The sequence below is a fragment of the Hoeflea sp. AS16 genome (genome assembly GCF_038900095.1).
Taxonomy (GTDB): domain Bacteria; phylum Pseudomonadota; class Alphaproteobacteria; order Rhizobiales; family Rhizobiaceae; genus Hoeflea.
In genome coordinates this window covers 145,084-157,772 of record NZ_JBBMQQ010000003.1, presented here as the reverse complement: position 1 = coordinate 157,772, position 12,689 = coordinate 145,084, and the positions used below count along the sequence as shown (strand labels likewise).

At 60.9% G+C, this 12,689-nt stretch carries 12 protein-coding genes; 10 read left to right on the top strand and 2 right to left on the bottom strand.

Annotation, left to right across the window (positions count from 1 at the left end):
- The first annotated feature begins 43 nt into the window (after nt 1-43).
- Entirely contained in the window at nt 44-1,342 is a 1,299-nt protein-coding gene (locus WNY80_RS09320) for a DUF2793 domain-containing protein (protein WP_342887093.1), read from the top strand.
- 87 nt (nt 1,343-1,429) lie between these two features.
- Nucleotides 1,430-2,398, top strand: a complete 969-nt coding sequence (locus WNY80_RS09315; protein ID WP_342887092.1) for a hypothetical protein — start codon at nt 1,430-1,432, stop codon at nt 2,396-2,398.
- Here WNY80_RS09315 and WNY80_RS09310 read toward each other — a convergent pair.
- Both WNY80_RS09310 and WNY80_RS09305 read right to left on the bottom strand, forming a co-directional pair.
- Nucleotides 2,318-3,148, bottom strand: coding sequence for a hypothetical protein (locus WNY80_RS09310; protein ID WP_342887091.1), 831 nt, complete (start codon nt 3,146-3,148; stop codon nt 2,318-2,320). The two genes, WNY80_RS09315 and WNY80_RS09310, sit on opposite strands and share 81 nt — an antisense overlap.
- Nucleotides 3,045-3,437 carry a hypothetical protein gene (locus tag WNY80_RS09305; RefSeq protein WP_342887090.1) on the bottom strand — a complete coding sequence of 131 codons (393 nt, stop codon included), beginning with the start codon at nt 3,435-3,437 and terminating at the stop codon, nt 3,045-3,047. Before WNY80_RS09305 ends, WNY80_RS09310 begins: the two co-directional genes overlap by 104 nt.
- A gap of 43 nt (nt 3,438-3,480) precedes the next feature.
- Here WNY80_RS09305 and WNY80_RS09300 point away from each other — a divergent pair, with 43 nt between their 5' ends.
- The 8 genes from WNY80_RS09300 to WNY80_RS09265 are packed head-to-tail and all read left to right on the top strand — an operon-like array spanning nt 3,481 to nt 12,658.
- Nucleotides 3,481-4,467, top strand: coding sequence for a Gfo/Idh/MocA family oxidoreductase (locus tag WNY80_RS09300; protein ID WP_342887089.1), 987 nt, complete (start codon nt 3,481-3,483; stop codon nt 4,465-4,467).
- Nucleotides 4,460-6,316, top strand: coding sequence for a hypothetical protein (locus WNY80_RS09295; RefSeq protein ID WP_342887088.1), 1,857 nt, complete (start codon nt 4,460-4,462; stop codon nt 6,314-6,316). The genes WNY80_RS09300 and WNY80_RS09295 overlap by 8 nt, the downstream gene beginning before the upstream one ends.
- A gap of 20 nt (nt 6,317-6,336) precedes the next feature.
- Nucleotides 6,337-7,080: a glycosyltransferase family protein gene (locus tag WNY80_RS09290; protein WP_342887087.1), complete on the top strand. Its 744-nt coding sequence runs from the start codon at nt 6,337-6,339 to the stop codon at nt 7,078-7,080.
- Entirely contained in the window at nt 7,077-8,273 is a 1,197-nt protein-coding gene (locus tag WNY80_RS09285; protein ID WP_342887086.1) for a DegT/DnrJ/EryC1/StrS family aminotransferase, read from the top strand. The genes WNY80_RS09290 and WNY80_RS09285 overlap by 4 nt, the downstream gene beginning before the upstream one ends.
- 16 nt (nt 8,274-8,289) lie before the next feature.
- Nucleotides 8,290-9,144: an SDR family oxidoreductase gene (locus WNY80_RS09280; protein ID WP_342887085.1), complete on the top strand. Its 855-nt coding sequence runs from the start codon at nt 8,290-8,292 to the stop codon at nt 9,142-9,144.
- Between the two features lie 41 nt (nt 9,145-9,185).
- Nucleotides 9,186-10,268 (top strand): N-acetylneuraminate synthase family protein, encoded by a 1,083-nt coding sequence (locus WNY80_RS09275; protein ID WP_342887084.1) that lies wholly within the window; start codon nt 9,186-9,188, stop codon nt 10,266-10,268.
- Nucleotides 10,250-10,903, top strand: a complete 654-nt coding sequence (locus tag WNY80_RS09270) for a glycosyltransferase family 2 protein (RefSeq protein ID WP_342887083.1) — start codon at nt 10,250-10,252, stop codon at nt 10,901-10,903. Before WNY80_RS09275 ends, WNY80_RS09270 begins: the two co-directional genes overlap by 19 nt.
- Before the next feature lie 6 nt (nt 10,904-10,909).
- Complete coding sequence (locus tag WNY80_RS09265) at nt 10,910-12,658, top strand: UDP-N-acetylglucosamine 2-epimerase (protein ID WP_342887082.1); 1,749 nt, start codon at nt 10,910-10,912, stop codon at nt 12,656-12,658.
- Nucleotides 12,659-12,689 lie beyond the last annotated feature (31 nt).

Genomic DNA, 12,689 nt, shown 5'->3' with positions numbered 1-12,689 from the left:
AAATGTCCATCTTCGTTCGCGCCATTGAACAGGATGAGATGACATGGATAACACTCCGAAACTGGCTCTGCCCTACATCATGCCCGATCAGGCTCTCAAGCATGTAACCCATAACCAGGCACTGCAAAGCCTCGACGTGATCGCGCAACTGTCTGTTGTTGACCGCGACCTGACGAGCCCTCCGGTGTCACCGGGCGAGGGGGATTGCTATCTCGTTGCAGCCGGTGCTTCCGGCGGCTGGATCGGCAAGGACAATCTGATCGCCGCTTTCCAGAACGGGGACTGGGAATTTTTCACGCCGCAACAAGGGTGGCGATGCTGGGTGGCTGACGAGGAGGTGCTCGTGGTGTGGAATGGCACGCTGTGGAACACCGTGGGGGCCGGCGGTGCAGCAGTGCTCAATCCGGCAACAGGCGGCCTTGTCGGCATAAATTCCACCGCCGACACGACCAACCGGCTGAGCGTTGCCAGTCCCGCGAGCCTGTTCAGCCATGAAGGGGGCGGCCACCAGGTCATCATCAACAAGGCCGGGGTGTCCGACACCGCCGCCGTTCTGATGCAGAACGGCTTTTCCGGCCGGGCGGAGATGGGGCTTGCCGGTGACGACAATTATCATCTCAAGGTGAGCGCCGATGGCGCAAGCTGGAATGACTCCCTTGTCATCGACAACACAACGGGGATTGTCAGCTTCCCCTCCGGTGTCAGCGGCCTTGGCGGGGGCAGTCAGCCGCCCACCTTGCAGGTGTTTACAAGTTCGGGAACCTGGACCCGGCCAACCGGTTGTGTGCGGATCAAGGTGACCGTGCTTGGTGGCGGAGGCGGTGGCGGCGGCTGCAACAGCGGCGGCGCGGCGACCGGTGGTGGCGGAGGCGGTGGCGCGGGAGGCGCCAGCATCAAGATGATCGACGTGTCAGCGGTCCCGACCGTTGCGGTTACGGTTGGCGCTGGCGGAAACGGGGTAGACGGTTCGTCCGGGAACTCAGGTGCAGCCTCCTATTTTGGCGCTCATTGTTCCGCCACCGGTGGCGGTGGCGGCGCCTATGCAGGTCCTGTCGCAGGCGGAGCCGGTGGAGCATTTGGCGAAGGCGCAGACGGTGATCTTAACCTGCAGGGCGGATGGGGGCAGTCGGGTTCCTTTGCTTCGGCCGCCGCCATAGCCGGCGGAAACGGCGGCAGCGCGCTGCTGGGCGGCGGCGGAGGCGGCGGTGCGGGAGGCTATCCCGCCCGCAGCGGCTGCAACTATGGTGGTGGTGGCGGTGGTGGAGAGGCCTTGCCGGGGGCAGGCACGCGGCAAGGCGGCAATGGTGCGCCCGGTGTTGTCATGGTCGAGGAATATTATTGACGCGGGCGCCTTGCCTCGGCATGAAGGCCGTATCGCTTGGTCTGTGAGCAGGCCATGTCAAAAAGCATCAACAGGACGGGGTCTTCAATGAAACGGGCATATGTATCAGCGCTGGGCATCATGGGACGACGTCATGTCGTCGGTCTCGTTCGCAAAGGCTATCATGTTGATTGTTTCGATCCCAGTGATGCCGCACACGAGGCGCTGGCCGCGGATCTTGAGCGGAACACGCTCGACAAAAGCCTGGTTCAGCGGGTCGAGGCTGGCACCGACGCCTATCACGCCGCGATCTTTACCGAGCATGCGGATTTGCGGTTCGGCAATGTCGAACGTTTTCTCGGCGCAGCGCAGGCGGAGCGGGTTCTGTTGGAAAAGCCCCTGTCATCCAACCCAGATGAAGTGGAAGCCTATGCCGGCCTGTTCGCGCAGAAGGGTATGTCAGATGCGCAAATCTCGGGTAATTTCACCCGCCGGGCGTGGGCCCCTTTCCATCGGCTGAAGGCCATTTGCGATGCTGCCGATCAGGTGCACATGAGCGTCCACGGTGGGGCCTATGGTATTGGCGGCAACGGCATCCATCATATCGACCTGTTCCTCTATCTGACCGGGGATCGTGCGACAGATGTGAGCAATGTGGAATTGTTTGAACCCACCATCCGCAGCGGACGCGGGGATCGTTTTGTCGACTATGGCGGCACCTTCGAATTGCGCAATGATCGCGGAATGATGCGGAACCTGTGCGTGCCCACATCAAGCGTGGCTCCGCTGGTGATGATTACCGGCGAGAATTTCTCCGCGATCATCAATGAGCGCACGCTTGAATGGGAACTGGCGGTCCGCAAGCCCGAATCCACCTTGCCGCCCTATCGCTGCGGCGCCGACTACGAGGTGATCGAAAACGGCGTCATGGATTATCTCCCGATGGATCATGTGTCGGGACTTTGGGCCGAAGGGGAGATTGAACTCCCCAACCTGTCAACGATCCTGACCGCCCATCGCCTTTTGCATGAGTGTCTTGAAAAAGCCGGTGTTGAGAGGCCCTTCCGATACACCTGAGGGCTTTTCGGAAACAGGGTCCTGCGAAGGCAAAGGGGTGTCGGTTACCCCTTCCGCCGGGGCATTGACCAGCGCGGGATTTTCCACCAGTTCCGGGTTCCAGCGGCTGATGTCGCGACGCATGTCCGGGTCCGGGTAGCGTCCGTAAAATTCTGGCAGGTCGGGTTTTGACGCCAGGCGATCCATCCATTTCCGGTATTGATCCTGGCCCTTTACCGCCGCGATCAGCTGTACACCGGGTGACTGGGTGAAGAAGTGGATTTCGAGCAGGTAAAGGTCGTTGCGCGCCAGCTGATCCCGCACCATTGGTCCGTAATGCGGGTTGAGCACGCAATCGACGCCACCCCGATAGGATTGCAGCAAGAACAGCCCGCCGTCTTTTACCAGCTGGCCAACATCCATGATGGCTTGTTGAAACGGCGGCATGCCCTCTGGCCACGACTGGTAGCTGGCATAGGCTTCCGCTTTGGTACGCCGGCGGCGATAGGAAAGCTGAATAGCCTCCCGATCCAGCTCATCCGGCGCAAAGCTGGAAATGTAGCTCACATCATATTTGGCCTGACTTGAGGTCACGGCATCTTCAAGAAACTGATACAGATCGCTGATGATATATTTCAGCGGCTTTTCGGTCGGGCTTTGTGCTGCGTCAATACGTTGACGGATACTCACCGAGAGTGGATCGATCTTCGGGATCCAGCAAATCCAGAAGGTCGACGGAGCACGCTGATTCGAGGAAATGGAATTCTTCATGAGCACGACCGGCGCCGAGGGATATGATCGAGGTGTTTGCCAGCTCGTATCGTTCGATCAACGCGGCCATGGCGGGTTTGACCTGCAGCACGAGTTCGCCGATCTCGTCACCGTTCATGAATTTGTCGGCCGCCCTGTCGTAACCGTAAAAGCTGTCAGTGTGCAGAGATTTCATTTCCATCAGATCGGTCACCTTTGTGAAGCGCGGAGGCAGTTTCTCATAAAAAAAGCGTGCAATGCGCACTGGTTGCATGGCAATAAGGCCGCGAATTCGAGCCCGGGCAGCCACGTCCTGATACTATGAATGTGGCTTAGAGAAAAGGAACTGTTTCATGACCACGTCCCCCAATATCGACCACCGCGTTCTTGTCGCCGGAGCCGGAGAAATGGGGCGTGCCCATGTCGCAGCGCTCAAAGGTCTTGGCGTGGGCGCTGTTGCGGTCTGCGCCCCGAGTTCCAGGAACCAGGGGGCTGTCGAAGAGCTTGGCGCTGAATTCTTCGCCGGACCGCTGGCCGATACGATTGGCAAGTTTGCTCCGACCCATCTCGTCATTGCCGCGCCGGTCGAGCGCCTCGCGGAAGAGACGATCAACGCCATCAATGCCGGCGTGCGCGAGATCATGATCGAAAAGCCGGCTGTTCTTTACGGGGACGAGGGACAGCAATTGCAGACGGCTGCCGCGGCGGCCGGGGCCAGGATCGTTGTCGGTTACAATCGGCGCTACTACGGGTCCGTGGCCAAGGCGCTGGCATTGATCGCCGAAAGCGGCGAGCAGGTCACCAGCATCAATTTCGAGTTTACCGAATGGTCGCACATCATCAGCACGCTGACCAACCAGTCCGAGGCCACCAAGGCGCGGTGGATCCTGGCCAACAGCATGCATGTCATTGATACGGCCTTCCTGCCCGTGGGATTGCCCGATACGGCGCGCAGCCAGTTTATCTCCGCAGGAGAACTGGATTGGCACCCGACGGCGCAATTTGCGGGGGCGGGGCTCACCGAGGAAGGCGTGCCGTTCAGCTATTCGGCAAACTGGGATGCGCCTGGCCGTTGGGGCTTTGAATGGCTGACCCCCTCGCGGCGCTACATTTTCAGGCCGCTGGAAAAGCTCCACGTCACCGACAAGGGAACAGTCGCGGTCAACGAAATTCCGCTCGACGATGATCTCGACCAGCGTTTCAAGCCCGGGCTCTATCGTCAGAACGAGGCCTGGTTGAGCGGAGCGCAGGACACACGGCTGTGCGATCTGGACAAGGCCATCGAGCTGGTCGGTCTTGCAGAACGCATCGGCGGCTACCCGAGAACACCTCATGGTTGAGACATCCGGGCAGGATGGCAATCTGCCCGCACACCTCGTTTGCGCGATCGATCGCCTGTCCCCGGGAGCGCGTGAACGTCTCCTGAGGCAGGCTCGCGCATTCATTGGCCGTCACCCCCACGCCCGCGTCGTCAGCTTCGTCGACGAGTTCGACGGAGTGGGAATGGACGCGGACCGGCAGATCGAAAACTGGCGCAGCGCCCTCGGTGCCGAGGCCTACAATCGCGCCTGGCGGCTGTCCTATGACCAGGCGGACGAATTCGTGGCCCGCCTGAGCGGCGAACTGCAGAGCTTGCTGCAACCCTATTACCATTCCATCGCCGACCGTTCTCACCAGTTTCTGCAGCTGGATGCGCTGCTGGCAGATCCATCGCGGCCGACAATGGTGATATTCCCGGCGCGCTCCACGAAGCCGTTTTCGGGCATGCCCGCAAAGGTCTCGCGGGTCAGCTCGTTGAGCGAAAGAGCCCGTGTCGCCTGGCGCCGGGTGCAGTTTGTCGCCGGGGCCGCGACGTCAAGGCTGAGGCGGCGCAGGCAGCCCTCGACCCCGGCGTCATCGGCGGTGGATGCCGGCACGATGGCGGACACAATCGAAACCGGCACCCCGGAAAAGGATCACATCCTGATTGCCGTTCAGGAAGGCGTGGCGGCGATCAATTCGCCATCGGCTTTTGCCGTGGTTGACCAGTTGCGAACGCTGGGCCGGGGAGCGGTGATCCTCACGCCAAACCGCACCATTCAGGCGCTCGCGGCATCGAAGGGCATCGCCGTCCTGTGCCCTGTCGAGCTTTCCCCGACATTGCTGCGCCTGCGGTGGATGGCGTTTGCCTGGACCTGTTTTGCGCAACTGCGGGCACTCGCCAGTGCAGATGCCGTGCCCCGGCAAACGGTCCGCATTGCCCATTCATTGCAGGGCGATCTGCCCCTCTGGTTGCTGCTGCATGCGACGGCAAGCGCGATGCTGGAGCATTACCATCAGGATATCGCTCCCATCGGCGCCGGATTGCTGATCAACGAAGGCACCCCCATTTCCGGCCTTGCGCTCTCTTGGTTGAGGCAAAAGGGCATCCCCGACTGCGGCTACTGGCCGGCACTGCTCGGTGACCGTCCCGATTGCGATTACTTCCCGGCATCATCGCACCTGGTCTATGGCGACCAGTTGCGGGATCACATGCTGGCGCTTGGGTTTGATCCGGACACCGTCAGTTCTGTCGGCTCGGTGAACTACGATGGCTCGCTGGGCCGCAACAAGCCTGAGGACGTCGCCCTGGTGAAGGCCGACATCGTGCCGGAATGGGATGGCCAATCCCCGCTCGTTGTCGTGGCGACCGAAGCCTTGCAGCGGCCCGAAGAGGAATTGCGCCCGGTTCTCGAAACACTTGCGAGCATCGACAACGTCACAATCGTGCTGAAGCTGCACCCGGCGGATTCCGCGGATTATTTCCGGAACCTCCTGGCCAGACTTGGCTTGGCGGACCGGGTGAGGCTGGTTGAGCGGTGCGACCTGGATGCCCTGTTGCATGCTGCCGATCTGCTGATTTGTGTGTTGTCGAACATCATCGTCAACGCTGCCTTGCTGGGCACGCCGACGCTTGTCTGCGATTTTTCCAACAAGCGCGCGCCGCTTGATTTTGTCAGTCACGGGCTGGCGCTGGGATGTTTTTCAGCAGACCAGCTGCCGCAGATTATTCCCTCGATGCTGGACGAAAATGGCCTCCGCAAGCAGGCTCTGGAGCTCTTGCCGAGGGGCATGAAAGGGTTTAATAAACCGTCAGATGGGCGTAGCGCGCTCAGAATTGCAAGACTTTTGCACGCTCTTGCTGATCGCGGGCGGAAAGGTTCGTTTTAGTCTTGAAAATCATTGGAATAGTGCAGGCTCGACTTGGTTCCAGCCGATTGCCGGGCAAGGTGTTGCTCGACATTGAGGGGCGCCCGCTGATCCGGCACGTCGTCGAGCGCTGCGCTGCATCGAAACACATTGAAGAGATCGTGGTTGCCACCACCGAGGAAGCCGTTGATGACCGGCTTGCCCGGTATCTCGGCGCTGAATTGAATGTGCCGGTGTTTCGCGGCTCGACCGATGATGTCCTGTCGCGCTTCATCGGCGCTGCCCGGCAGTCCGGAGCTGACATCATCGTGCGCATCACCGCGGATGACCCGCTCAAGGATGCCGCGGTCATTGACGAGGGCATCGAGGCGCTTCTGGCCGATCCGGCGCTGGACTATTGCAGCAACACGCTCAACCCGACGTTTCCCGAAGGGCTGGATATCGAGGTCTTCCGGTTCTCCGCGCTTGAGCGCGCTGACCGCGAGGCCAGGCTTGCCTCCGAGCGGGAGCATGTCACGCCCTACATCTGGAAGAACCCGGACCTGTTTCAGGTGCGGAATTTCGAGTACCCGGAAAATATCAGTGACTGGCGGCTGACTGTCGACAAGCCAGATGACCTTGAACTGATGCGAGCCATCTTTGCCGCATTGGGCAAAACCAACAACCTGTTTTCGTATCGCGACGTGATCGACCTGCTCAAGCAAAAGCCCGAACTGCGGGAAATCAATGCAGGCACTCAACGCAACGAGGGCTATCTCAAATCTGTGCATGAGGAAAACCTATGACCACGTCCAAGCGTCTTTTCGGCAACGAGGAAAAATATGTACTCGAGGTGCTGGCGACAGATTTTCGCAGCTCCAAGGGCTCCATAATGACGCGCCGGCTGGAAGACCTGTTCTGCCAGGTTTACGGCTGTGACTATTCCCTCAGCTTCACCAACGGCACGGCAACCATGCATGCGCTGCTCGAGGCGCAGGGCATTGGTCCGGGCGATGAGGTGATCGTGCCGCCGCTGACCATGTCGGCAACCACTTTCGCGGTGCTGCAAGCCAATGCGACGCCGGTGTTCGCGGATGTCGAACCCGACACGTTCCAGATTTCGGCCGCATCGATTGCCGAGCGGATCACCGACAAGACCAAGGCCATCATCACCGTTGCGCTCTACGGCCTGTCCCCGGATATGGACCCGATCATGGATCTTGCACGCAAGCATGATCTCTTCGTGCTTGAAGACAATGCCGAGTGTTTCCTGGGCAAGTACAAGGGCCGCATGGTCGGCTTGCTCGGTCACGCCGCCAGTTTCTCGTTCCAGAGCTCGAAGCACCTGACTTCGGGCGAAGGCGGCATGGTCATCACCAATGACGGCGAGCTTGCCGACCGGACACGCAAGGTCCAGTCGCTCGGATATGCCGGCGTGGGCGCCAAGAAGGGCAAGATCACCAAGGACGATATCCAGGAGCCAACCTACCAGCGCCATGTCACCATGGGCTGGAACTACCGCATGCCGGAATTGTGTGCGGCGGTCGCACTGGCGCAGGTCGAGAATATTGAGCCCCTGGTGCAGGCGCGCATCGATGCGGCGAAGAAGCTTGATGCCGCTGTCGCCACCTGCGACTGGCTGGTTCCGCAACTCACGCCTGCCGATTGCGTCAACAGCTACTGGACCTACGTGGTGCAGCTGCGGCATCCCGAACACAGCTGGAACACCGTCCGCGACGCTTTCAAGGCGCGTGGCGGCCACGGCATCTATGGCGCCTGGCAGCTGACCTATCTCGAGCCGATGTTCCGCGACATGAACCTGCTTGGCCGCGAACGCTTCATCTCCGAGGAAAACCGCGCCAAATACAAGCCCGGCCTTTGTCCGGTTGCCGAAGATCTGCAGCCACGGCTGATGCAGTTCAAGACCAACTACTGGGATCCGAGCGAAGCCGACCGCCAGGCGGAAATTCTGGTTGAAACCATCGCCAGCCTGTCCTGACCGGCCGCAAGCGATCATGGAGACTTCAATGCGCGTATTTTTGGCTGGAGCCAGCGGAATGCTTGGGCACAGCCTCGTGCCGGCCCTGCGCGCTGCCGGCATGGACGTTGTTGCTCATGGCAACAGCAAGGGCATGGATGTATCAGGCGACCTGACGGATGCAGCGGTTGCAGCCGATCTGGTTGCGGCCGCCGCACCCGATGTTGTTGTCAATCTGGCGGCGCTGACCAACGTGGATCGCTGCGAAGAGGTTCCCGACGAGGCCTACCACGTCAATGTGAAGCTGGTTGAAAACCTGGTTGCCGCACTTGAGGGCCGCTCCGGCGCTCATTTCGTGCAGATTTCCACAGACCAGGTTTACGAGGGCAGCGGGCCGTTCAGTGAGGATGATGTGCACATCACCAACACTTACGCCTTCTCGAAATATGCCGGGGAACTTGCCGCTTCGAAGATGCCGGCCACCATATTGCGGACCAACTTCTTCGGCCGCAGCCAGTTGGCCGGCCGGCCCAGTTTCAGCGACTGGCTGGAAAAGACCTTGCGCGCCGGTACGGTGTTCACGGGGTTCACCGACGTATTGTTCAGTCCGCTCGGGCTGGACAGCCTGGTGGCAATGATCACCAGAGCCGTTGAGGCGCGGCGTTCCGGTGTTTTCAATCTTGGCTCGCATGGTGGCCTGTCAAAGGCGGATTTCGCGATTGCGCTCGCCGATCACCTGGGTCTCGATGCCGGATGTATGGCCCGGGGCAGCGTTGCCGACATGTCGCTTATGGCCTATAGGCCACGGGATATGCGCATGAACGTTTCACGCTTCGAGCAGGCGTTTTCCGTCGCGCTACCAGATTTGAAAGACGAGATCGCCACCCTCTAGAGGCGGTTCCGTCATATGCAAAGACGCCAGGGAGACTGAGAATGAACAAGCCAGCCGCCGAATTTGAAATTGATGGCAAGAAAGTCGGCCTCGATCATCCGACCTATTTCATCGCCGACATTGGCGCCAATCACGACGGCGAACTGCAGCGTGCCAAGGACCTGATCAAGATGGCCGCCGATGCCGGGGCGGACGCGGTCAAATTCCAGCATTTCCAGGCCAAATCCATCGTCTCCGATGTCGGCTTCAAGAGCATGCCGGCTGAAGCCATGTCGCACCAGTCGAAGTGGGAGAAGTCGGTTTTCGAGGTCTATCAGGCCGCCTCGGTCAATCCTGACTGGACCGAGGAACTGAAGATGACCTCCAAGGCAGCAGGCGTGAGCTTTTTTACCACGCCCTACTCCTATGATCTCGTCGACGAGCTCGATCCGCACCTGCCGGCCTACAAGATCGGTTCGGGCGATGTCTCCTGGCCGCAATATATCGAGTATGTCGCCAGGAAGGGCAAACCCACGATCCTCGCCTGCGGCGCCGCCAATGCCGAGGATGCAGACCGCGCCGTGCGGGCAGCGCTCGCAGTCAACGACAAGGTCGCCCTGCTTCAGTGCAACACCAACTACACGGCCAGCCTCGAGAACTTCAAGTACATCAAGCTCAACGTGCTCAAGACATTCGCCGCAATGTATCCGGGCATGATCCTTGGCCTGAGCGACCACACCCCGGGGCACGCGACCGTGCTGGGCGCAGTGGCGCTGGGTGGCCGGATCATGGAAAAGCACTTCACCGATGACACGAGCCGCACCGGCCCGGACCACAAGTTCGCCATGGACCCGCGTACATGGCGCGACATGATGGATCGCACCCGCGAGCTCGAAATGGCGCTTGGCGACGGGGTCAAGAAGGTCGAGGACAACGAGGTCGACACGGTTGTGGTTCAGCGCCGCGGCCTGCGCGCAGCACGGGATCTCGCCCCGGGCGAAATCCTTTCCAGCGCCGATCTTGAGGCCCTGCGCCCTTGTCCCAGAGATGGCTTCGCACCTTACATGGAAGACCAGATCGTCGGAAAGCCATTGCGGTCAGCGGTCAAAAAAGGGGAGCATCTCACGTGGGCGCACCTCGACTAGCCATTATCATTCCGGCTCTCAACGAGGCGGACACGATCGCCCCCGTGCTTGAGGAAGTCCGTGCATTCGGGCAACCCATCGTGGTGGATGACGGATCGACCGACGGCACTGCGGAATTGTCACGCAGTCTGGGCGCCGATGTGGTCACACATGAGGTGAACCAGGGCTATGACGGCGCTCTTTCGTCGGGGTTTGCCCGGGCGGATGCGTTGGGGTTCGAATACGCCATCACCATTGATGCCGATGGCCAACTGCCCGGAAACCTCATTCCCGAGTTCGTCAAACGGCTTGATGACGGGGCGGATCTGGTGGTCGGCATCCGCGATTTCGTGCCGCGTGTTTCGGAACTTGCGTTTCAGATCATGGCGCGCAAATTCTACGGATTGCAGGATCCGCTCTGCGGCATGAAGGCCTACCGCATGAGCTATTACCGGCAGCTCGGATGGTTTGACAGCTATCGCTCCATCGGCACTGAATTCATGCTGTTCATCGTGCGTCAGGGCGGCCAGCTCAGCCAGTTGCCGGTGCCGACGGCGCCGCGGGTAGGCCAGGCGCGAATTGGCGGCAATCTGAAAGCCAACTACATCATCGGGCGTGCAGCCGTCATAGCGCTTTTCAAGCACTTCGGTCGGTAAGTGTTGGTGCGGCAGCTGGATCTGAATGGCGCTTCCATCCTGATCGCACGGGATGATGACGCGGCACGGGCAGCACTGGCGACAATGAAACTGCCAGAAGGCCGGGTGGTGGGATCCGCGCCCGGTACGCTCACCGTTGGCGATGGCGAACGGGAGATCGAGTCCGTCGAAGCGGCACTCGGTCCCGCGGCGCTCTCCCGGCTGGAACAACAGGCCTATGGGCTGGCGGATGTCCTGCTTGAGGCCCAGGCCGATGGATTGCTAAAATCCATTCTGACAAGTGCCTATCACGAGATCGCAACCGGTGTGCTGCGCGTCGCCGCGATGCACGAGGTTCTGGCGCAGGGCGATATCATGCTGGCCCTGCTCGATGCGCCGCTTGCCGCAGCATTTGGTGTGGGCCAGGAGAGCGCTGCGCCATCCGGCCGGTTGCCGCTGACCCGGCTGCGGGCAGTGTTGCGTCCCCTCCGCCGCAGCTTGAGACTGTTGCGCCAGCTTCCCGCAGCATTGCGCGCCGGTACCCGGCTTGCCGGGCGCAGGATTGCCGTGGTGACCTGCAACGATTCAGGCACCGGGATCAATCTCAGGCCTCTCAAGGCGATCCTCCCCGAACTTGATACTCTCCAGATCCCGGTCCTGTTGCTCACCGAAGTTGCCCTTGTCGCCGAGGATCCGGATCTGAGCGGGCGCAACACACTGGTGATCGACGGCGATTTGCCGGTATTCCCGGTCCGCATGCCGCCGCCCGAGTGGCAGGAAATTACAGCCGCCCGATCCTTGCCGCCAACCCTTGTGGCCGCGCTTGACCGGTTGCTTGCCTGGTCATGGCCCAAATATGTCACGCGCCTGAAACGGGTTCAGCGTGTGCTCGGCATTGCCAACAGGTTATGTGCCGTCAGGGCCGTTCTTTCGGTTCCCGACACCTTGCCGGTGTCGATCGCCGCAGGGCTTTGGGCGCGGGACCGCTCGCTGTCCTGGCTTGGCCATTTCGGCGCAACGATCGGGCGCTGTCCGGATCACTATTTCTTCCCCGCGACCGAGCATCTGGCTTACGGGCTCCAGCTCGCAGACCATATCGCGTCAACCGGCAATAGCCGGTCGGCCATCCATGTTGTCGGCAGCCCGGCATTCGATGCGCATCTGGGCCGCGACCGGATCGCGGACCGGGCCACGGTGGAAACCGACTTTCCGCGCGTCCATGGCAATCGTCTGATTGTCGTGACCAGCGAGGCTTTTCCCGATCCGGCGACGGAACTGGTTCCGATTTTGCAGGCGGTCACGCGGATCGCGGGCGCCCATGTGGTGTTCAAATTGCACCCGGACGACAATCCGGCGGCAATGCGGGAGATGGCCGAGCGCGCCGGAGTTGCGGACAGCATCGACATTGTGCACCGCTATCCGCTGGGACAATTGCTCGGGGCTGCCGATCTCCTGGTGTCGGTCATGTCGACGGTGATCATCGAGGCTGCGGTGGTCGGCACGCCCACGCTGGTCTGCGATTTCAGCGGCAAGTCTGCCGTTCTGGATTTTGTCGAGGAAGGGTTGTCTCTGGGCTGCTACGATCCTCGGGATGTGCAGCGCCAGGCCGAGGCTATGCTGTTTGACGCGGCGGTGGCAGAGAGCGCCAGCCAGAAAATGCGGGACGGCATCGAGCGCTTCAACGGCCCGAATGACGGGCAAAGCGCCAAGCGTATCGCCCGATTGGTTTCTGATCGGGTCAACTCCGGCGTCGCAGCGAACGGTCACCACCGGTGAGTAGGGCCGCCTGCAGCAACTTTGATGGGGT